A 19302-nucleotide genomic window follows, 5' to 3' on the forward strand; every position below is an offset into this window, starting at 1 on the left:
GGCCACTGAAACGAGGGCCGTTTAGAATACTTCTGGTTCGTGGTAGATCGACGCCGCCGATCGTCGCGGACTCGGCCGTAAGCGGTACTTCTTTTAGCTCTCCCACTCGCCACTCGGGTATGGTGCAGCTCGGGCTCGTCGTCGCCCAGTACGACAAACACGGGCAGGTTATCGAAGCGATGGAAGCGTCGGCTCGCGAGGCCGCAAAGGGCCAGGACGCGACGATCGTCGCGACCCGCGAGGTGCCGGGGTCCTACGACACGCCGCTGGCCGCAGACCGGCTGGCACGGCGCGACGACATCGACGCCGTCGCGGTGCTGGGCGCGATCGTCACCGGCGACACCGACCACGACCAGGTCATCGCCGACGCCGCCGCGCAGGGACTGACGCGGGTCAGCCTCGACCGCGACACCCCAGTGACGATGGGCGTCATCGGCCCGGGCATGAGCCAGGACGAGGCGACGGCACGAACCGACAAAGGCGGCGACGCCGTCGACAGTGCCGTCTCGCTCGCGACGGAACTGCGACAGTGAGCGCGCAGCGACGACAACGACAGAGAGTACTACAATGACACAGGACTTCGCCGCACGTGTAGGACGAGTCGAACCGAGCGCGACGCTCGCGATCAGCAACAAGGCCGCCGAACTGGAGGCCCAGGGAGTCGACGTGGTCGACCTGAGCGTCGGTGAACCGGACTTCGACACGCCCGAGAACATCAAAGACGCCGCCAAAGAGGCCCTCGACGCCGGCCACACGGGCTACACGCCCACCAGTGGCATCCCCGAGCTCAAGACGGCCATCGCCGAGAAGCTCCACGACGACGGGCTGACCCAGTACGACGAGGACAACCTCATGGTCACGCCCGGCGGCAAGCAGGCCCTCTACGAGATCTTCCAGACGCTGATCGACGACGGCGACGAGGTCGTCCTGCTGGACCCGGCGTGGGTCTCCTACGAGGCGATGGTGAAACTCGCCGACGGCTCGCTAAAACGGGTCGACACCGCGGCCCACGACTTCCAGCTCGCGGGCGCGCTCGACGACCTCGCCGAGACGGTGAGCGACGACACGGAACTGCTGGTCGTCAACTCCCCGGGCAACCCCCACGGCGCGGTCTACACCGACGAGGCCCTCGAAGGCGTTCGCGACCTGGCCGTCGAGCACGACTTCCAGGTCATCTCCGACGAGATCTACAAGGAGATCACCTACGACGGCCGCGAGGCGACCTCGCTGGGAACGCTGGAGGGCATGGAAGACCGGACGATCACGCTCAACGGCTTCTCGAAGGCCTACTCGATGACCGGCTGGCGGCTGGGCTACTTCGCCGGCCCCGAAGAGCTGATCGACGAGGCCGGGAAGGTCCACGGCCACTCGGTCTCCTGTGCCGTCAACTTCGTCCAGCACGCGGGCGTCGAGGCGATCCGCAACACCGACGAAGAAGTCCAGGAGATGGTCGAAGCCTTCGACGAGCGCCGGACCTTCCTCAAAGACCTCTTCGAGGAGCGAGGCGTCCACGTCCCCGAACCCCAGGGAGCCTTCTACATGATGCCCGAGGTCGCGCCCGACGGCGACGACGACGCGTGGTGCGAGGAAGCCATCGAGGAGGCCCACGTCGCGACCGTGCCGGGCCACGCCTTCGGGACGCCCGGCTACGCGCGCATCTCCTACGCCAACAGCAAGGAACGACTCGAAACGGCCGTCGAGCGACTCGACGACGCCGGCCTCTTATAGTCTGACGACCACGGTCCCCCCACATGTTTGCCCTCCCAGCACTGAACACCGAGTTCCTGCTCGCGCTCGTCCTGGGTGCCGTCCTCTCGAAAGGGTTCGAACTCGCCGTCGAGCGCTGGGAGCTCGAACCCTACGCGCTGGCACTGCTGGGTGCCGCGGCTATCGGCTTCGCCGGTGTCGACCCCTTCTTCGACGGCGATGCACAGTGGGTGCGCGCTGGCTTCGTCGCCCTCGGCGTCGGTGCTATCGCGCTCTGGGGATACCGGCGGCTGGACGGCTCGGCGACCCAGTAGCGTGGCAGCTACCTCCGTTCGTCCAGAATCTTCTCGATGATCGAGCCCGTCGAGAGGATCTCCTCCTCGCTGGCTTTTCGCGGCCCGGCCCGGCGGACCTCGCAGTCCAGGCCGCGCTCGTCGAGCGCCGTCTCGATCCCCTCGACCTCGTGGTGCTGGTCGTAGCCCAGCGCGATCACGTCGGGTTCGATCTGCTCGATGGGGACGAAGATGTCCTCGGGATGGCCCAGTCGGGCGTAGTCGACGGGATCGAGCGCCTCGACCATCTCGACGCGCTGGCGGTCGGGGACGACCGGTGGCGCTTTGTGCGTGACGTTCTCGCTGCGGGCGACGATGACGTGGAGTCGGTCGCCCATCGCCTTCGCCTCGCGCAGGTAGTGGACGTGGCCGGGGTGGAGGATGTCGAAGGTCCCCTGGGCGACGACGTCGCGGGTCACCACTCGTCCTCCCGCAACTCGGCGTCGATGTCCGCCTGGGTGAAGTCGAAGAACTCCTCCTCTGGCGGTTCCACGTCCAGCACGTCGAGTTCGATCGGCTGGCCCTCGTTGTCGAACGCCTGCCAGTCGCCCTTGTCGTAGGGTGCGCCGACGATGATGTGGACGTCGCCGCGGCCGAACGTCTGCAGGTCGGCGTCGCTCGGCTTGAGCACGCCGTTTGGGTGGGAGTGGATCGATCCCGCGGCCCGCAGGTCGTTGGGTACCATACTCGTCTTGAGCGTCGCGCTCACCGGGTTCGATTCAGTTCCGGGGATCACGAGCACGTCGGACAGTACCGTGCCGTCCTCGTCCAGCCCGAGTTTGCGTGCGTCCTCGCCGCGCAGGATCCCCATGTACTCGTTGGGGTGGCTCTCCTCCGACGCCGCGAGGGCGAACTCGAGCGCGGAGTCGGCGATGCCGAGGATCCCGCTCGAGCGAAACAGGCCCATGTCTGAACGTGTGGTATCGCGCCTTCTAAACTTTCCGAGGAACGTGTCGGGGACGGTGGCGAACGTCGCGAGCGATCGTGTCGCGAGCGGCGAACACACCGAAAGCGTTCGCTCGGCTTTCGAACCCGTCCGCACTGTGTTCGTGTCGACACCGAAAGGGCGAGCAAAGCTACAGCCGGCAGTATCAGTCACCTGGGGCTCAGCCGCTGCTAGCTGACGCGCCGATACCGAAGCATAAAAGCGCGGTAGCGACCAAGACAGGTCAAATGTCTCCGCCAGCCGGCACCGACACGGGTGCCCCGGTTCCCGACGGGGGAACCGTCGTCTACGAACTCGCTGACGGCTGCACCCTCGACGACGTCGAGGAGGGCAGCTGCTACGTTGGTACAGTCAACGGCGTCGTCGAGTACGGCGTCTTCGTCGATCTCTCCGAGGAACTATCTGGACTCGTCCACGACTCGAACCTCGTCGGCGACTACGACGTGGGCGACGAACTCGTCGTCGAACTCGCCCAGGTCAGAGAGAACGGCGACGTGAGCTTCGAAGAGGTCCAGTTCGCCGACTACACGACCGAATCGGTCGGCCGCGGGTCCGACGCCGTCGTCGACGACCTCGCGGACGCGACCGGCGAGACCGTCACGGTCCGGGGCGAGGTCCTCCAGATCAAACAGACCGGCGGGCCGACGATCTTCCAGCTGCGCGACGAGAGCGGCGTCGTGCCCTGCGCGGCCTTCGACGAGGCCGGCGTTCGGGCGTTCCCGGCCGTCGACCTCGGCGACGTGGCCGAAGTGACCGGCCGCGTCGAGAGCCGCAACGGCGGCGTCCAGGTCGAGGTCGAGAAGCTGACCGTCCTCGAGGGCGACCGCGAGCAGGCGGTCCGTGACGACATCGACGAGGCACTGGACGCTGCGGCCGAGCCAGCAGATATCGACCCCCTCGTGGAGTGGCCGGCCTTCGAGAAGCTGTGGGACGATCTCAGAGACGTGGCCCGACAGCTCCGTCGGACCGTCCTCGAAGGGCGGCCGATCCGGATGCGACACCACGCCGACGGCGACGGCCTCTGTGCCAGCGTCCCGCTACAGCTCGCGCTGGAGCGGTTCGTCGCACAGCACTACCAGGACGACGAGGCGGGCCGACACATGCTCAAGCGGCTGCCGAGCAAGGCACCCTACTACGAGCTGGAGGACGTGACCCGCGACCTCAACTTCGCGCTGGAGAACCGCGAGCGCCACGGCCAGAAGCTCCCGCTGGTCCTGATGCTCGACAACGGCTCGACCGAGGAGGACACGCCGGCCTACCGGAACCTCCGGCACTACGACATCCCGGTGGTCGTCGTCGACCACCACCACCCCGACCCGGAAGCCGTCGAGCCGCTGATCGACGCCCACGTCAACCCCTACCTCCACGACGAGGACTACCGGATCACGACCGGGATGATGTGTGTCGAACTCGCCCGCATGATCGACCCGTCGCTGACCGACGAGTTGCGCCACGTCCCGGCGGTCGCCGGCGTCTCAGACCGCTCCGAGGGGGAGGCAATGCCCGACTACGTCGAGCTGGCCCGACAGGAGGGCTACGACGAGGCAGATCTCCGAGACGTCGGTGAAGCACTCGACTACGCCACCTTCTGGCTCAAGTACGACGACGGTCGCGAACTGATCGACGACGCGCTGAACGTCAACTGCGACGACCGCGACCGCCACGAGGAGATCGTCGAGTTCCTCTCGACGCGGGCCGAGCGAGACGTCGACACCCAGCTCGACGCCGCGATGAACCACCTCGAACACGAGCGCCTGGACAACGGCGCACACCTCTACCAGATCGACGTGGAACACCACGCCCATCGCTTTACCTACCCCGCGCCGGGCAAGACCACGGGCAAGATCCACGACCGCAAGGTCGAGGAGACGGGCGATCCCGTCATCACGATCGGCTACGGTCCGGACTTCGCCGTCCTCCGCTCGGACGGCGTCCGCCTCGACATTCCGGAGTACGTCACCGAGCTGACCGACGAGATCGACGGCGGCGGCGTCAGCGGCGGGGGCCACCTCGTCGTCGGCTCCATCAAGTTCGTCAAGGGGATGCGCGAGCAGGTGATCGACGCGCTGGTCGAGAAGATGGCCGACGCCGAGATCGACGAGGAGCTACAGAGTACGGGCGTGCTGAGCCAGGACTGACCTATCGCCGTTCGAACCTGATTTTCCCGCCGACGATCGCGGCCAGTCCGAGACAGCCAGCGACCGCCGCGAGCAGTCCGTAGGGCAGCGGCGACTGACCACCCTGCCAGTCGGCGTCGAACACCGTCCCGTAGTAGTCGGCCACCGCAGAGCCACGCAGCAGGAGGACGGTCTCGCGGTTGTTCGCGGCCGCCTGATCGTTCCAGTTGAGGCTCCCGAGGACGACGCGGCGGTCGTCGACGATCGCGCCCTTCGCGTGGATCTTCTCGTAGCGTCCCGCAGGGTCGGCGAGGCGAACTGACAGGGGCGCGTCGTTGGCGCTGGCCCACTCCTCGAAGCGCTCGGCGAGGCGCTCGTTGTCCTCGCGGACGTACCACGCGCTGGACAGCAGGAGGCGAACGCGGACTCCGCGGTCGGCCGCGCGTCGGAGCGCGGCCGCGAGGGTGCTGTCCCAGCCCACCGACACCTGTATCACGTCGATCGAGCTCTGTGCTCCGTCAAGCCGATCGACCAGTCGCGGCTCGGCGTTGTCCGGAGTTACCAGCAGCGTCGTCTCCTCGACGGGGACGGTCTCGGGAGCGACGGTCGTCTCGTAGCTCGCGTTCGAGACCGCGCCCCGTTCGAAGGAGCGGCCGCGGCGAAACTGCGACCAGGGGCGTGCGTCGCGACCGCTGGCGTCGGCCCGGTACGTCGCAACGAGGGCGTCGACGACGCGGGACTGGTTCGTTCGGACACCCCAGCCGCGACTGCTGTGGCCGCCGGTCCCGCTCGGCTTCCAGTTCTCGGTGAGGACGAGCGCGCGCTCGTCGGCGACCACGTACTTCGCGTGGTGGTAGTCGTAGCGTGCGTACTCGCCGCCGATCAGTCGGACCTCGACGCCGGCCTCGGTCAGACGGTCGAGTCGCTGTGCGCCCTGGCGCGTGCGCCCGCCGACCGGCGCGCCCTCCAGCAGGACCCGCACCGTGACGCCCCGTTCGTGTGCTGCGACGAGCGCGTCGGTGACCCGGTCGGAGGTGAGCGTGTATCCCGCCAGGAGGAGGCGGTCGTCGGCGTCACGCAACGTCTGGATCGGCACGGCGGGACCGTCCGGGAGCACGAACGCACGGACGTGGCCACCGTCCGCCGACACCACCGGCCGGTCCGTCGCACCGATCGGTCGCCAGACGGGCTCGGTCCCGTTCCAGGTGACGCGTTCGCCCGCCGCCGTGTCGCGATAGACGGCTCGGTCGACGACGGTGCCGTTCCGACGCACCTGGAGGTGTTCGCCGCTGTTGGCGAGTCCGAGTCGATCGACCGCGACGACCGGCGCGGCCGTGTGATTGCGAGCGCGATCGGGTCCAGCAGAGAGAGCGACCCGCCCCCGCCGGGAGACGTTCGACAGCGAGACGGTCGTGTCGCCGTCGGTGAAGACGTAGCCGGCGAGATCGATCTCGGCGGGGAGCCGGAGGACGACGAACTCGCCCGCGTCGCCGTCGGCGATCGGGTCCGGGTACGCGGCGACGATCTCCGGGTGCGGATCAGACGGTGCCGTCTCGTCCTGTGCGACGGCCGGGAGAGCACTCGCTGCGAGGAACAGACAGCAGACACAGAGGAGCGGGGCGAAACGGACCATCGAGACGGGATGGGCCGTCTTCCCTGATAAACTACAGGCGAGACGCTCAGACGCTCGCGGCTTTCTCGGCCTCGGCCTGGACGAGGTAGGCCTCGTCGTCGGTGTACTCGCCGGCCACGTCCAGCGCGCGGGCCGTGCCGATCTGGCGCAGTGCCCACGCGGCAGAGGCCCGAACGGAGTCGACATCGTCCTCGCCGAGTACGTCGGCGAGCGGCTCGATCGCGCGGGTATCGCCGAGCAGGCCCAGCGCGCGGGCCGCGACCGACCGGACCTCGTCGTCCTCGGCCACGAGCCGGTTTGCGACGGGCTGGACGGAGTCGGCGCTGCCGATCTCACCCAGCGCGCGCAGCGTCACCTTCTGGAGCGCCGGATCGCCGTCGCCCTCGATGAAGTCGTGGAGCGTGTCGGCGGCACGCTCGTCGCCCATCTTTCCGAGGATCCGGATCGGGAGCTTGTCGCGCTTCTGTGCGCGCTGGTGGAGCTCCTCGAAGGCGTCGGTCGCCTCGCTGCCCATGTGGAGGAACTGATCGAGGACGTACTCCTCCATGAACTCCGAGTCGTCCAGCTTCCCCAGCGCGAACAGCATCGGCTCGACCTCGCCCTGCTTGGCGTAGATCTTCAGGGCCGACCACTCCGGCGGGAAGTCCTTACGGTTCTCGTTGTCCAGCACGTCGTAGAAGCCCCGAGCGTCGAGTTGTTCCTGGACGGTGAGATCGTCCCACGTCTCCGCGGCGTCGAGATCGTCTTCGAGCGCGGCCGCGGCTTCGACCAGTCCGGCGATGGCGTCGGCGTCTTCGTCGGGGTCGAGGCCGGACGTTTCGAGCGCCGCCGCGGCGTCGGCAAGCGCGTCTGACGCGCTCTCGGGCGTGTCGCCAGCGTCGGCGTCGAGGTCGTAGTGCTCGCCAGCGGCGTCGAGGAACGACTCGACGGCGGCGACGGCCTCTCGTTCCCCGTCGTCGGTCCACTCGCTGTCCGCGACGGTCGAGGACGCCGAATCGACGGTCTCGGCGACGTCCTCGACGTAGGGGCCGCGCTGGTCTTCGAGGTCGTCACGCAACTCCGAGAGGCGCGACTCCAGTTGCTCGCGGGGGTCGTCCGCGTCCTCGTCGTCCTCGTCGGGCTCCGGTAGCTCGGCGTCTTCGAGGTCCGATTCGATCTCGTCGAGGGTCGCCTCGACGTCGTCCAGTGCCGACTCGGTCGTTGCGGCCTCGAGGGCCTCGGCTGCGTCGTCGAGGCGACTGTCGAGAGTCACGTCGAGTGCAGCGTCCTCGCCGTCGTCGTCCCCGTTGCTCATGCTCGACTGTGTGTCTGTCCGGATCAAAGGCGTTTCCATCCGCAGTCGTGAGGACGACCGCCGACGAGCGGGCCACGCCGGCCGCGGCGGTCAGTACTCGGGATTCTCCTCGCGGACGCCCTCGCGTTTGTTGACCAGCCGCGCGAGCGTGAACAGCGCGTCCGACAGTCGGTTCAGGTAGACGATCGCGGTCTCGTTGACCGGCTCTTCGGCCGAGAACGAGACCGCCCGCCGTTCTGCGCGCCGACAGACCGCCCGAGCGTGATGGAGTTTCGCCCCCGGTTCGGAGCCCGATGGGAGGATGAACTGCGTGAGCTGCTCCAGTTCGGTGTCTGCCTCGTCGATGAACGACTCCAGGGTCTCGACGTGGCGCTCGTCGATCTGTGGATCGTCGTCCTCCGGTGCGGGGTTCGCGAAGTCGGCCTGGACGACGTGGAGGTGGTTCTGGATCTCCCGGAGCTTCTCGTCGATGTCGTCGTGGCCGGTCGGCCGCACGACGCCGACGAGCGCGTTGACCTCGTCGACGGTGCCGTAGGCTTCGATCCGTTTGCTGTCCTTCGAAACCCGCTCCATGTTCCGGAGGTCGGTCTGGCCCTGATCGCCACGGCCCGTGTAGATCGTCATGGTCGACGCTGGGGCGGCCAGTGACTTATAGCCGCCTGAGGCAGCGATCGATAAACGAGTATCCGCGATAGTGAATGCACCCGGATCGCACATCGCCACCGACACGAAGTTTATGTCGAACGACGCAGCATCTCCGACGGAGCCATGAAGAACGTCCTCGCGAGCATCGGTATCGGTAACGCCTCCGTCGACACAGTCCTGCCCTCCGAGACCGTCCAGCCGGGCGAGACAGTCGACGCGCAAGTACAGATCGTCGGCGGCAACGCCGAACAGGAGATCGGGACGATCCGCTTCGAGATCGAGACCAGGTACCTGACCGACGAGGGGTACGAGGAAGTCGACGTCGACCGCTTCACTCTCGCCGAAGGGCTGACCATCGAGCCCGATCAGGAGGAGACCCGTAACGTATCGATCGACGTCCCGTACGACACGCCGGTGACGATCGGTAACGTCGACGTGTGGATCGAGACCGAACTGGACATCGACCTCGCGGTCGACCCCGAAGACACGGACTACCTCGACGTGCGCCCGACCGATCGTCTCCAGACCGTCTTCGACGCGATGGAGGAGCTGGGCTTTACCCTCCACACCGCCGAGTGCGAGGCCGACCCATACGGGCGCTACACCGGGAGCCGGTTCGTTCAGGAGTTCGAGTTCCGCGTCCAGTCGGGCCAGTTCCGTGGCGACCTCGACGAGGTCGAACTCGTCGCCCGACCCGGCCCCGACGAACTGGAGCTGTTCGTCGAGATCGACCGCAAGGGCGGCCTGCTGAGCGAGATGACGGACACTGACGAACGGACGACGCGGGTGACGATCACGTCGACCGATCGCGCGGCCGTGCGAGAGCAACTCGGCGACGCGATCGAACAACACGCCTGACCAGGCAGCCCGGTTTCTGCGTTCGCGTTCGAACTTCCCAGCGGCGCATCCCGAGGCTATCGGCCATCGATTCGATATCGCGGATATTCGTTTATCGATCGAGAACCGGGAGCTTCAATTACACCCGCGAAAAAGCCGGTCGTATGGCAATGGACCTTGAGCACTACTGTCCCGAGTGCGAGGAGTACCGGACGTTCTGGAAAGTCGCGAGTACGACCATGCATCTGGGGACGAAGACGAAGTGGCACTGCGAGGAGTGTGAGTACGGCTTCGTCCGCATCGACGGCGAAGTCGACACCGGCGCGACGGCCTGATCGGCAAGACGGCGCGGACGGGCGGAGCCACCGACGACAATCCGTCGGCGTGGTCAATAGCGACTATAGCTCTCGATAGCACTCTTAGTAGCCGTTTTTGCCCTCCGCTATGAGTGCCGAACTGAATGAGCCTGCACGGCACCCGCGCGACGGCATGCGCTGGTCGAGCCCTGGAATTGCAAGCGACGGTCGTCGAGTACGACGACGCTCCCGATCGCTGTACGGTGTCGCCCCGGAGCGTCGAGGAGGGTGAGCGAACGACCACCTGGCTGAGTGCCGACCGGGACGTGTTCGAGGACCTGGCCGCGATGCGGTGATACTGGGGGCAGACAGCGTGACCGCTCTCGTCACCGCGTGGTGGCGAGTCGCCCCAAAAAGCGACAGCCGGCAGGAAGAGACTCCGCGACCCTGGGGTTTAACCCAGTGTGTACCATTCACATGTGACGATGGCAATCGAGGTCCTGATCGTAGACGAAGACGAAGACGTACTCGAGATCACCGAGGCATTTCTGGGGAGACAGGACGGACTGACGGTCGCGACCGAGAGCGATCCGGAAGCGGCTCTCGAGGCGGTGCGTGGCGGTTCCTTCGATGCCGTCGTGAGCGACCTGACGATGCCCAAACTCGACGGACTCGAACTCTGTCAGGAGATCCGCGCGAGCCGGCCGGAGATCCCGTTTCTGGTGTTTACCGGCCGCGACGAGGACGACATCGACGACGCTGCGGCCGCTTGCCCGACCGCGTTCGTCAAGAAGAGCACGGGCACCGAGCAGTACGCGGCGCTGGCCAGAGAGATCCGAGCGGCTCTGTAGTTCAGCGGTCGGTGTGGGGCACGCGGAGCGTCACCGTCGTCCCAGCAGTGTTCTCGAAGGTCACGGTGCCGCCGTAGGACTCGATCAGCCACGTGATGAGCCACAGGCCCAGCCCGGTACCGTGTGTCAGTTGCGTGATCTCTGCGTCGCCAGTGACGACGGCGAGTTCGTCCGCTGGAATGCCGCTGCCGTCGTCCTCGATCCGGATACAGACGCTCTCGGCGTCGGCCGTCACGTCGACGGAGACGGTCGGTGCCTCGTTGTGTTCCAGGGCGTTCTGGACGGTCTCGTACAGCGCCGTTCGGAGTCGCGGGTCCGCGATGGGTGGAACGGGATCGCAGTCGGTCCGGAGCGTCGCCTCGGGGTGCTCGGTCGCGAGTTCGTCGACGACACTCTCGACGATGTCTGGTACCGAGACGGAGTCCGTCGTCGCGGGATCCCGGCGGACGGCCGCCTCGATTTCGCGGGCGCGGTCCGACAGCGAGACGACGCCCTCGGCCTTTCGGAGGAGTCGTTTGAGGAGGGTGCGGTGCTCCTCGTCGTCGGCGCGGCCGACCAGTTCCTCGGCCGTCCCGAGAATGACGGTCATGTCGTTGCGGAGGTTGTGGCGCAACACGCGATTCAGGACTTCGAGCCGCCGCTGGCGCTCGCGCTGCTCTGTGATGTCGGTGTAGATACCGAAGGCGAACTGCCGGCCGTCGCCCCGCTGATAGGGGACCGCTCGGAAGAGAAAGTCTCGGAACCCGTCGGCCGTCCAGCGTCTGAGTTCGCCCTGGGCGGACTCGCCGTCGACGACCGCAGACAGCGAGGGATCGGTCGACTCGGAGTCGTCCGGCCCCCGCAGTAGGGAACCGAGCGTCCGACCCGACAGCGACGAGTCGCCGAGATCGAACGTCTCGGCGAACGCGGGATTGGCCGATCGAACGACCGGCTCGCCGTCGATCAGCTCCGCCTCCACGACCGGGTCCGGCAGCGCGTCGAAGAGGTAAGAAAAGCGAGTCTGTTCCTGGTGGAGCCGTTCGCGGGTCTGCTGGAGTTCCGTCCGGTCGCGGACGACGCCGACGGTTCCCTGGAACGCACCCTCACCGGAGATGAGCGAGATTTCGATCTCGACCGGTCGGTCGTTGCCGTCTGCCGTCGACAGCTCGGTCTGTACGTCTGCGTGGTCGGCGTCTCCACGGCGGAGCGATCCGATCTCGGCTTCGAACCGGCCGACCGTCGCGTCGTCGAGGACGATCTCCGGGCGCGCCCCGAGGAGTTCGGACCGGTCGAAGCCGAGGTACGTCGCCAGCGGCTGTGTGACCAGCTGGAATCGGCCTTCGTCGTCGAGGACGTACAGCATGTCGTTGACGTTCTCGACGGCCGTTTCGTAGCGTAACAGCTCCTGTTCGCGATCGACGCGCTCGAACGCCGCCGCGGCGTTCGAAGCGAGAATCTCGGCGATCGATCGGTCGCTGTCGTCGAAGGCGCGTGGCTCGGTGCTGGCGACCGTACAGACCCCGTACTCACCGAGTGGGAGGTAGATCGCCGACGCCGCAGGTCCGTTGTCGTAGCCAGCGCGGTCGTTCAGGTCGTCGACGACGAGCGTCTCTCCGGTCGTGAAGGCCTCACCGGGATACCCCTCGTCGCTGTCCCGGATCGGCCGATCGATCTCGGTGGCACCGTCACCCCCCGTGGCCATCGGAACGAGCGTGTCCTCGACGGGGTCGTGCAGTCGGACCAGATTGAGTTCGAATCCCAGCGTCTCGCTCGCGGCACCGGCGACGATCTCTGCGACCTCCGTCGGTGTCTGGGCGGCCATCAGCGATCGAGTGGTCTCTAACAGCCCCTCCAGAGCCTCGTCGCGTGTTCGCTGTGCGGTTACGTCACGGATCACGCCGGCAGTCCCGGCGAACGCACCGTCGTCGCGCAGAATCGTCATGCGATCCTGTGCGGGAAAGGCGGTCCCATCGGCGCGCTGGATGGAAAGCTCGAACGTCTCCTCGTCGGCCCGGACCCCGCGGAGCATCTCCACGAGGATCGACTGGGCGCGGTCGACGGTCGCGTCGTCCTTGATCAGGCCCGTATGCGAGCCAAGTAGCGTCTCGCGGTCGTAGCCCGTGAGATCCGTCATCGCGTCGTTGACCAGCGTAAAGCGGCCCTCGTTGTCGAGCGTGTAGACGCCGTCGTCGACCGCCTCGATGATGTCGGCGTATCGCTGGAGATCCGTCTCTCGCTGGTGGCGCTCGATCTCGTTGCCGACCCACTCGACGAGCAGGTTGACGAGGCGTTTCTCGGCGTCGGTAAACGACCGATCTCTGGGATCCATCGCGGCGAAACACAGCGTACCGTAGGTCTCGCCGTCGACGACGACGGTCCCACCGAGGTAACAGGAGACGCCGAAGCTCTCGAAGGCCAGGTCGTCGTCCCAGCCCTCGCGCTCGGCGTCGGCGATCGTCAGCAGACCGTCCTGCTGGGTCGTCCGCCGACAGTACGTCTCCGACAGGGGAACGGACATCCCCGCCCTGACCAGCTCCGAGCGACCGGCCGTCACCTGTATCCGCTGGGTCGAGCCGTCGATCCGGGTGAAGTACCCGAAGGGAAGCCCGAGACGCTGGCGGCCGATCTCCAGGGCCCGGCGGATCCGTTCTGTCTGCGTGAGGTCGTTTCGCGACGCCAGCGTCGCGAGCGACTCCAGTGCCTCGTTGGTCGCCGTCAACGCGTGCTGGCGTTGCTCGCGTTCCGAGATAGCGGCGCTGGCAGCCGCCGACTCTCCCGTTGGCTCGGGCGCGGAAGCATCGCCGGCTGCGCGATCGGCGGCAACGGCTCGCACCCGGTCGGCGACCCGAACCGCGCCGTCTCGGGGTACGTACTCGGTCACGCCGTGCCGCGTGGCGGCGGCCGCCACGGTCCCGTCGGCGACCGCAGTAGAGAGGACGATCGGCAGCGAGGGAGCCCGCTCGCGCAGCGCCCTCAGCGCGTCGATCCCGTTTTCGTCGCCGAGGGCCGCCTCGACGACGGCACAGTCCAGACTCGCCGTCTCGAAGTCAGCGCCGTCGATCCCGTCGACGACGGTGACCGCGAAGTCGTCACCGAGTTCGGGGCCGGACCAGTCGGCGGGTCTGACGTGGAGGACGCGAAGAGCGGACATCGAACGGCGTCAGATAACGCGTGGAGGGAGATATATCAACCGGTCAACGCCAGACCGGAACGAATCGGGGTCGAGACGTTCACGCGCCCTCGAAGGTCGGTTCGAAGCCGTCGACCGGCGTCACCGAGTAGTCGATGGTCAGCGTGTCCTTGGTCGCGCGGATCTTGCCCACGAACGCGGAGATCTCGTCGAGTTGCCCCTCCAGAACGAACAGTTCCATACAGAAGGCGTCGCCGACGTGGCTGTGGAAGTTCGAGGCGACCAGCCCCTCGTGTTCGTGGCGCAGGTGCATCATCCGCTCTTCGACGCTCGTGGTCTCGTAGTTGAACAGGACGGTGACGACGCCGAGCAGTTCGCGATCTTCGAGTTTGCGATCCTCGAACTCTCCGAGGAGGTTTCGGGCTGCCTCGCGGAACACCTCGCTCCGGCCGGTGTAACCGTGGTCTTCGGAGAACTCGTCGATCCGTTCGAGCAGTTCGTCGGGCATCGAGACGCTAACGACGGCCATGTTGTTAACTCAGCGTCAGTAAAATAATAAGGATTCCGTATTTCCGGCGACTATTCATCCAGCGATTGCCAACTGAGACGCGGCTCGCGAGCGGCGCGAACCTGGTCGATCCGCCGGGCAGCGGTCGACTCCGGGGCGCTCGCGAGCGTCTCGTCGCTCTCCCCGGCGACGGCGTCGAACGCCTCGGCCAGCTGGTCGAGCGTCCGTCGAGACTCGGCCTCGGTCGGTTCGGTCATCAGCGCCTCGGGCACGATCTCGGGCCACTTCGTCGTCGGCGGATGGACCCCGTAGTCGAGCATCCGCTTTGCCACGTCCGCGGCGTCCTGTTCGCCCGCGCTGGCGACGAACTCGTGGTGGAAGGGACCGAAGGGGATCTCGTAGTCGATCTGCTCGGCGAGGTAGTTCGCGTTGAGGACGGCCTTCGCGCTGGCGTCGGCGAGCCCCGCGTCGCCCAGCCGGGCGATGTACGCGTAGGCCTTCAACAGGACCGGCCAGTTGCCGTAGAAGCCGTGGACCTTACCGATCGAGTGGTCGGGATCGACGTACTCGTAGCCCCCGCCGGATGCCGCGACCCGCGGAGCGGGGAGGAACGGCGCGAGCTCGTCGGTGACGCCGATCGGCCCCGCGCCCGGCCCACCGCCGCCGTGGGGCGTCGCGAACGTCTTGTGGACGTTGTAGTGCATCACGTCGAAGCCCATGTCGCCGGGTCGAGCGCGGCCCAGCAGCGCGTTGAGGTTCGCACCGTCGTAGTACAGCAGGCCGCCAGCGTCGTGGACGATCTCGGCGATCGCCTCGATGTCGCGCTCGAACAGGCCCAGCGTGTTCGGGTTCGTCAGCATCAGCGCCGCGGTCTCCTCGCCGACGGCCGCTGCCAGCGCGTCGAGGTCGACGCGGCCGTCGTCGTCGCCGGCCAGCGAGACCACGTCGTAGCCCGCCATCGCCGCACTGGCGAAGTTGGTGCCGTGGGCCGACTCGGGGATCAGGACCTCACTGCGGTCCTCGCCGTTGTGCTCGTGGTAGGCCTTCGCGACGAGGATCCCCGCGAACTCGCCGGCCGCACCGGCGGGGGGCTGGAGCGAGACGGCGTCCATCCCGCCGATCCGCCCGAGATAGTCCTGGAGGCGGTACAGCAGTTCCAGCGTTCCCTGCGTCGTCTCCGGCGGCTGGTCCGGGTGGACGGCGGCGTCGGGGCTGGCGGCCAGATCCTCGGTGAACGAGGGGTTGTACTTCATCGTACACGAGCCCAGCGGGAAGGGGCCGCTCTCGACGCCGTAGTTCGTCTGTGAGAGGCGCGTGTAGTGGCGGGCCAGTTCGGGTTCGCTCACGTCGGGCAGCGTCAGGGAGTCGCGGGTCAGATCGTCGGGCAAGGGTCCGTCCTCGGTCGAGACCGTTTCGCTGGACTTCTCCGAGAGCAGCGGTTCGTACCGGTCGTCGTCGTCCGTCCAGCGGGCCTGTGAGTAGTTCATCGGGCCACCTCCGCGAGGGTGTCGACGAAGTCGTCGACGGCGCGTTCGGTCGTCTCGGTCGCACAGATCTGTATCTCGTGGTCGCCGACCGCGTGGACCGCGTACCCCTCGTCCGCGAGGTCGGCGCGGATCGCCTCGGCGGGCTGGTCGGTGTGGGCCACGAACTCGCGGAAGTGGTGGCGGTCGTGGACCGGCGCTCGCACGCCGCTGATCCCGTCGATCCGCGCCGCGAGATCGCGAGCGCGGGTGACACAGGACTCCGCGAGGTCGAGCAGGCCGTCGGGGCCGAGCCAGGCAGCGTGCATCGCCGCTCGCAGCGCGACCCAGGCCTGGTTCGTACAGATGTTCGACGTGGCTCGCTCGCGGCGAATGTGCTGTTCGCGCGTCTGGAGCGTGAGCGTGTAGGCCCGCCGGCCGCTGTCGTCTTCGGCCGCGCCGACGAGGCGTCCCGGGACCTGCCGGAGGTACTCCTCACGCGTGACGAACAGCCCGAGTCCGAACCCGTAGGCCGTACCGGTCCCCAGCGAACTCGCGTCGCCGACGACCACGTCCGCGCCGACGCTTGCCGGCGTTTCGAGCAGCGCCATCGCCACCGGGTCCGTCCCGAGACAGAACAGCGCGTCGTGGGCGTCGGCGGCGTCGCCGACGGCGGCCAGCCCTTCCTCGATAGTGCCCCGGACCGTCGGGTTCTCGGCGTAGACCATCGCCACGTCGTCGCCGAGTGCCTCCCGGAGGGCGTCGAGATCGACGTTCCCGTCTGTCGTCGGGTACGTCTCGACGGTCAGCCCCGGCCCCGCGGCGTAGTTGTCCAGGACGGCGCGCTTGCCCGCTCGCAGCAGGTCCGGCACGAGCACCCGGTCGCCGGAGACGCTCCGGAGCCGCTGAGAGAGTGTCGCGGCCTCCCCCAGCGCCGTCGCGGCGTCGTACATCGAGCAGTTCGCGACGCCCAGGCCCGTCAGCTCGACCAGCATCGACTGGTACTCGAACAGCGCCTGCAAGAACCCCTGTGCGATCTCGGGCTGGTACTGCGTGTAGGAGGTCAGAAACTCCGAGCGGCCCGCCAGGTCGTCGACGACGCTGGGAACGTAGTGGTCGTAGTGACCCCGGCCCAAAAACGCCGTCAGGTCGTCGTTGCGCCCGAGGATCCCCTCGACGTGCGAGCGCGTCTCCCGCTCGGAGCGTTCCGGAATGTCGAAGTCCGCGTCGAAGGCAACGGACTCGGGGATGTCGAACAGTGCGGCCTCGCTGTCGACGCCGACGGCATCGAGCATCGCCGCCGTCGTCGTCGCCGTGTGCGGTGCGTACGGTGTCCCGCGAGCATCGTCTTCGCTCATGATGTAGGTCGTCCCCGTAGGGACGTGATAGGCGAGGCTTACGGCTGGGCCTACATTAGTGTGCGCGTTCCAGAGCAGCCGCGACGACCGAAACGCCTACCGGCGTGCTCTCGCAACAGCACCCCATGCGTGTCCCCCGTCGCGAACTCCTCCTGAGCGGCGCAGCATTACTCGCCGGCTGCTCGGCGCTGGGCGGCGAGCAGACGCCGACGCCCACACCGCCGGACGGCGACGACGACGGCGTACCCGACCGCGCCGACGACTACCCCGACGACCCTCGTCGAGCGTTCACGTCGAGCAGCAGTGAGGGTATCGTCGAGCTCGCGCCGGGCGAGTTCAGCGCCCACCAGTTACAGAACGACGACACGGCCGGTGGCTCCTATCTCAGCTACGAGGTGTCGGTCGTCGACGACGCGACCGTCGACGTGCTGGTGTTCGAGCGTGCGGCCTACGACGCCTACCAGAGCGGGGCCCGAGACGTGTCGGTCGTCGACGAGTACACCCGTCAGAACGTCAGTGAGACGGCGCTGGTCGAACGACTGGACGACCGAGCGCTGCTCCTGGCGCTTGACAACACCGACCAGCAGACACCGGCGACCGACGACCCGATCGAAGTCGAGTTCGAACTGGCCATCGCCGAGCCACCGGGAGCGCCGGCCGAGACGACGACCACGGAGTGAGACGGCCGGCGGTTCGAGCCGGTCAGGCGATCTGGTCGCGGTACTCGTCGGGCGAGAGCAGGTCGTCCAGCTCGGACTCGTCGGCCAGTTCGAGTTCCAGCAGCCAGCCGTCGCCGTAGGGGTCGTCGTTGACCAGTTCGGGCTCGTCGAACAGGGCGTCGTTGACCGCGGTGACGGTCCCGGAGACGGGCGCGTAGATGTCCGAGACCGCCTTGATCGATTCGACGACGCCGAACTCCTCGCCGGCAGTCAGTTTCTCGCCCTCGTCGGGCAGTTCGACGAAGACCACGTCGCCGAGTTCGTCCTGCGCGAAGTCAGAGATGCCGATCGTCGCGTCGTCTGCCTGTCGCACCCACTCGTGGGAGTCGAGGTACCGACAGTCGTCGGGAACGTCGAAGCTCATCTATCGAGGAATGGCGTGGTCCTGATACGTGCCTTCTTCGGTTCGCCACGAACGACGACCCGGACCATCCGTCCGGGTTCGATCTCGTCGGCGTCGAGATACGCGAGCGCGATCGGTTCGCCCAGCGTCGGGCTCATCGTCCCGCTGGTGACCGTGCCGAGGTGGTCGCCGTCCGGCGTCGTCACGTCGTAGCCCGCACGCGGAACGCCGCGGTCGATCAGCGACAGGCCGGTCAGCTTCTCCGCGGGACCCTCCACGTCGACGCCTTCCAGCGCGTCGCGACCCACGAACTCGGTGTCGAGGTCGACGACGAAGCCGATCCCTGCCTCGTAGGGGTTGCGGGGGTCGTCGTCGGGATCGAAGTCCTGCCCGGAGAGGAGAAAGCCCATCTCCAGTCTGAGCGTGTCCCGCGCGCCCAGTCCGCAGGGCTGGCACGCGAGTGCCTCCCAGACGGTACCGGTCTCGTCCCACGGCACGACGAGTTCGTAGCCCGCCTCGCCGGTGTATCCGGTCGTCGCGACGAGCGTCTCGACGCCCGCGACGGTGGCCGTGGCGATTTCGAAGCGGCCCAGCTCGTCCAGCGACAGCGTCGTCTCGTCTGCGAGCAGCGACGGTGCGTCGGGTCCCTGGAGCGCGATCAGGCCGTACTCGGTCGTCCGATTGTCGACGCTGGCGTCGAGACCGTGTTCGGCCGCGTGCTCGCGCCACCGCGTCGCCATCTGCTCGTCGTGGCCGGCGTTGGGGATGAACAGGTACGCGCCCTCGACGGCCTCTGGCAGCCGGTAGACGACGGTGTCGTCGAGCATCACCCCGTCCTCGCGGGTGATCGCCGCGTAGTGTGCCTGTCCGGGCCGGAGGTCGGTCGCGTCGTTCGTCGTGAGCCGCTGCATCAGCCCCGTCGCGTCGGGCCCCGAGACGACGATCTCGCCCATGTGAGACACGTCGAACTTGCCGGCCGTCTCGCGGACGGCGGCGTGTTCGGTCCGGATCGAGTCGAACTCGACGGGCATCTCCCAGCCGCCGAAGTCAGTGAAGCTCGCCTCGGCCGCGGCGTGAACGTCGTCAAGAGGGGGTGCTCGTAGACCCATGTCGCTGCTCTCGCCCGGCGCGGGCTTATCGTTTG

The 19302-nt window shown here is 67.4% G+C and carries 20 protein-coding genes; 9 read left to right on the forward strand and 11 right to left on the reverse strand.

Translation table 11 applies throughout. The annotated features are described in order from the left end of the window. Window positions 1–119: 119 nt before the first annotated feature. Genes ribH through ACAH01_RS11230 form a run of 3 tightly spaced genes read left to right on the forward strand, consistent with a single transcriptional unit; the run spans window position 120 to window position 2021 of the window. Window positions 120–533: a 6,7-dimethyl-8-ribityllumazine synthase gene (ribH, locus tag ACAH01_RS11220; RefSeq protein WP_153553063.1), complete on the forward strand. Its 414-nt coding sequence runs from the start codon at window positions 120–122 to the stop codon at window positions 531–533. Window positions 534–567: 34 nt separating this feature from the next. After that, window positions 568–1728, forward strand: a complete 1161-nt coding sequence (locus ACAH01_RS11225; RefSeq protein ID WP_372479229.1) for a pyridoxal phosphate-dependent aminotransferase — start codon at window positions 568–570, stop codon at window positions 1726–1728. A gap of 23 nt (window positions 1729–1751) precedes the next feature. Continuing rightward, window positions 1752–2021 carry a hypothetical protein gene (locus ACAH01_RS11230; RefSeq protein WP_372479230.1) on the forward strand — a complete coding sequence of 90 codons (270 nt, stop codon included), beginning with the start codon at window positions 1752–1754 and terminating at the stop codon, window positions 2019–2021. An 8-nt stretch (window positions 2022–2029) separates the two neighbouring features. Here ACAH01_RS11230 and ACAH01_RS11235 read toward each other — a convergent pair whose 3' ends face one another. After that, the gene (locus ACAH01_RS11235; protein ID WP_170093935.1) at window positions 2030–2458 is read right to left on the reverse strand and encodes an adenylyltransferase/cytidyltransferase family protein; all 429 of its coding nucleotides are present in this window, start codon (window positions 2456–2458) and stop codon (window positions 2030–2032) included. Next, the gene (locus ACAH01_RS11240; RefSeq protein ID WP_153553059.1) at window positions 2455–2946 is read right to left on the reverse strand and encodes a Mov34/MPN/PAD-1 family protein; all 492 of its coding nucleotides are present in this window, start codon (window positions 2944–2946) and stop codon (window positions 2455–2457) included. The genes ACAH01_RS11235 and ACAH01_RS11240 overlap by 4 nt, the downstream gene beginning before the upstream one ends. A gap of 266 nt (window positions 2947–3212) precedes the next feature. Between ACAH01_RS11240 and ACAH01_RS11245 the strand changes: the two genes are divergently transcribed. Then, window positions 3213–5123: a DHH family phosphoesterase gene (locus tag ACAH01_RS11245; RefSeq protein ID WP_372479231.1), complete on the forward strand. Its 1911-nt coding sequence runs from the start codon at window positions 3213–3215 to the stop codon at window positions 5121–5123. A 1-nt stretch (window position 5124) separates the two neighbouring features. On the opposite strand, the gene ACAH01_RS11250 is transcribed toward ACAH01_RS11245, so the two are convergent. The 3 genes from ACAH01_RS11250 to ACAH01_RS11260 all read right to left on the reverse strand — a co-directional run bounded on the left by ACAH01_RS11250 (window position 5125) and on the right by ACAH01_RS11260 (window position 8653). Beyond that, window positions 5125–6735 (reverse strand): phospholipase D-like domain-containing protein, encoded by a 1611-nt coding sequence (locus ACAH01_RS11250; RefSeq protein ID WP_372479232.1) that lies wholly within the window; start codon window positions 6733–6735, stop codon window positions 5125–5127. A gap of 46 nt (window positions 6736–6781) precedes the next feature. Next, entirely contained in the window at window positions 6782–8029 is a 1248-nt protein-coding gene (locus ACAH01_RS11255; protein WP_372479233.1) for a HEAT repeat domain-containing protein, read from the reverse strand. 90 nt (window positions 8030–8119) lie between these two features. Continuing rightward, window positions 8120–8653, reverse strand: a complete 534-nt coding sequence (locus ACAH01_RS11260) for a cob(I)yrinic acid a,c-diamide adenosyltransferase (protein ID WP_372479234.1) — start codon at window positions 8651–8653, stop codon at window positions 8120–8122. A gap of 144 nt (window positions 8654–8797) precedes the next feature. Between ACAH01_RS11260 and ACAH01_RS11265 the strand changes: the two genes are divergently transcribed. From ACAH01_RS11265 to ACAH01_RS11280, 4 genes are all read left to right on the forward strand, one after another. Continuing rightward, a complete protein-coding gene (locus ACAH01_RS11265) occupies window positions 8798–9532 on the forward strand; it encodes a sporulation protein (RefSeq protein ID WP_372479235.1) in 735 nt (244 codons plus the stop codon). 143 nt (window positions 9533–9675) lie between these two features. Beyond that, window positions 9676–9846, forward strand: coding sequence for a hypothetical protein (locus tag ACAH01_RS11270; RefSeq protein ID WP_170093929.1), 171 nt, complete (start codon window positions 9676–9678; stop codon window positions 9844–9846). A gap of 125 nt (window positions 9847–9971) precedes the next feature. Further along, window positions 9972–10163: a hypothetical protein gene (locus ACAH01_RS11275; RefSeq protein ID WP_170093928.1), complete on the forward strand. Its 192-nt coding sequence runs from the start codon at window positions 9972–9974 to the stop codon at window positions 10161–10163. A gap of 129 nt (window positions 10164–10292) precedes the next feature. Next, the gene (locus tag ACAH01_RS11280; RefSeq protein ID WP_372479236.1) at window positions 10293–10658 is read left to right on the forward strand and encodes a response regulator; all 366 of its coding nucleotides are present in this window, start codon (window positions 10293–10295) and stop codon (window positions 10656–10658) included. Window position 10659: 1 nt separating this feature from the next. On the opposite strand, the gene ACAH01_RS11285 is transcribed toward ACAH01_RS11280, so the two are convergent. From ACAH01_RS11285 to gcvPA, 4 genes are all read right to left on the reverse strand, one after another. Beyond that, window positions 10660–13788: a PAS domain S-box protein gene (locus ACAH01_RS11285; protein WP_372479237.1), complete on the reverse strand. Its 3129-nt coding sequence runs from the start codon at window positions 13786–13788 to the stop codon at window positions 10660–10662. A gap of 79 nt (window positions 13789–13867) precedes the next feature. Next, window positions 13868–14296, reverse strand: a complete 429-nt coding sequence (locus ACAH01_RS11290; protein WP_015762852.1) for a CopG family ribbon-helix-helix protein — start codon at window positions 14294–14296, stop codon at window positions 13868–13870. A 50-nt stretch (window positions 14297–14346) separates the two neighbouring features. Continuing rightward, window positions 14347–15762 (reverse strand): aminomethyl-transferring glycine dehydrogenase subunit GcvPB, encoded by a 1416-nt coding sequence (gene gcvPB, locus ACAH01_RS11295; RefSeq protein WP_372479238.1) that lies wholly within the window; start codon window positions 15760–15762, stop codon window positions 14347–14349. Beyond that, the gene (gcvPA, locus tag ACAH01_RS11300) at window positions 15759–17096 is read right to left on the reverse strand and encodes an aminomethyl-transferring glycine dehydrogenase subunit GcvPA (protein ID WP_372479239.1); all 1338 of its coding nucleotides are present in this window, start codon (window positions 17094–17096) and stop codon (window positions 15759–15761) included. The genes gcvPB and gcvPA overlap by 4 nt, the downstream gene beginning before the upstream one ends. 125 nt (window positions 17097–17221) lie before the next feature. Here gcvPA and ACAH01_RS11305 point away from each other — a divergent pair, with 125 nt between their 5' ends. Continuing rightward, complete coding sequence (locus ACAH01_RS11305) at window positions 17222–17776, forward strand: hypothetical protein (protein WP_372479240.1); 555 nt, start codon at window positions 17222–17224, stop codon at window positions 17774–17776. A 22-nt stretch (window positions 17777–17798) separates the two neighbouring features. Here the strand turns inward: ACAH01_RS11305 and gcvH are convergent, their stop codons facing one another. Together gcvH and gcvT are read right to left on the reverse strand one after the other, a co-directional pair. Continuing rightward, on the reverse strand, window positions 17799–18179 hold the full coding sequence (gene gcvH / locus ACAH01_RS11310) for a glycine cleavage system protein GcvH (RefSeq protein WP_372479241.1): 381 nt from the start codon (window positions 18177–18179) through the stop codon (window positions 17799–17801). Beyond that, a complete protein-coding gene (gcvT, locus tag ACAH01_RS11315; RefSeq protein ID WP_170093921.1) occupies window positions 18176–19267 on the reverse strand; it encodes a glycine cleavage system aminomethyltransferase GcvT in 1092 nt (363 codons plus the stop codon). The genes gcvH and gcvT overlap by 4 nt, the downstream gene beginning before the upstream one ends. Window positions 19268–19302 lie beyond the last annotated feature (35 nt).

The organism is Halomicrobium sp. HM KBTZ05, from assembly GCF_041530035.1.
Taxonomy (GTDB): Archaea; Halobacteriota; Halobacteria; order Halobacteriales; family Haloarculaceae; genus Halomicrobium.

Coding starts and splice junctions, on each gene's coding strand:
- gcvPB (WP_372479238.1), bottom strand. CDS start 15,762: ATGAACTACTCACAGGCCCGCTGGACGGACGACGACGACCGGTACGAA.
- ACAH01_RS11290 (WP_015762852.1), bottom strand. CDS start 14,296: ATGGCCGTCGTTAGCGTCTCGATGCCCGACGAACTGCTCGAACGGATC.
- ACAH01_RS11270 (WP_170093929.1), top strand. CDS start 9,676: ATGGCAATGGACCTTGAGCACTACTGTCCCGAGTGCGAGGAGTACCGG.
- ACAH01_RS11260 (WP_372479234.1), bottom strand. CDS start 8,653: ATGACGATCTACACGGGCCGTGGCGATCAGGGCCAGACCGACCTCCGG.
- gcvT (WP_170093921.1), bottom strand. CDS start 19,267: ATGGGTCTACGAGCACCCCCTCTTGACGACGTTCACGCCGCGGCCGAG.
- ACAH01_RS11305 (WP_372479240.1), top strand. CDS start 17,222: ATGCGTGTCCCCCGTCGCGAACTCCTCCTGAGCGGCGCAGCATTACTC.
- ACAH01_RS11245 (WP_372479231.1), top strand. CDS start 3,213: ATGTCTCCGCCAGCCGGCACCGACACGGGTGCCCCGGTTCCCGACGGG.
- gcvH (WP_372479241.1), bottom strand. CDS start 18,179: ATGAGCTTCGACGTTCCCGACGACTGTCGGTACCTCGACTCCCACGAG.
- ACAH01_RS11255 (WP_372479233.1), bottom strand. CDS start 8,029: ATGAGCAACGGGGACGACGACGGCGAGGACGCTGCACTCGACGTGACT.
- ACAH01_RS11225 (WP_372479229.1), top strand. CDS start 568: ATGACACAGGACTTCGCCGCACGTGTAGGACGAGTCGAACCGAGCGCG.
- ribH (WP_153553063.1), top strand. CDS start 120: ATGGTGCAGCTCGGGCTCGTCGTCGCCCAGTACGACAAACACGGGCAG.
- ACAH01_RS11250 (WP_372479232.1), bottom strand. CDS start 6,735: ATGGTCCGTTTCGCCCCGCTCCTCTGTGTCTGCTGTCTGTTCCTCGCA.
- ACAH01_RS11275 (WP_170093928.1), top strand. CDS start 9,972: ATGAGCCTGCACGGCACCCGCGCGACGGCATGCGCTGGTCGAGCCCTG.
- ACAH01_RS11280 (WP_372479236.1), top strand. CDS start 10,293: ATGGCAATCGAGGTCCTGATCGTAGACGAAGACGAAGACGTACTCGAG.
- ACAH01_RS11265 (WP_372479235.1), top strand. CDS start 8,798: ATGAAGAACGTCCTCGCGAGCATCGGTATCGGTAACGCCTCCGTCGAC.
- ACAH01_RS11230 (WP_372479230.1), top strand. CDS start 1,752: ATGTTTGCCCTCCCAGCACTGAACACCGAGTTCCTGCTCGCGCTCGTC.
- ACAH01_RS11285 (WP_372479237.1), bottom strand. CDS start 13,788: ATGTCCGCTCTTCGCGTCCTCCACGTCAGACCCGCCGACTGGTCCGGC.
- gcvPA (WP_372479239.1), bottom strand. CDS start 17,096: ATGAGCGAAGACGATGCTCGCGGGACACCGTACGCACCGCACACGGCG.
- ACAH01_RS11240 (WP_153553059.1), bottom strand. CDS start 2,946: ATGGGCCTGTTTCGCTCGAGCGGGATCCTCGGCATCGCCGACTCCGCG.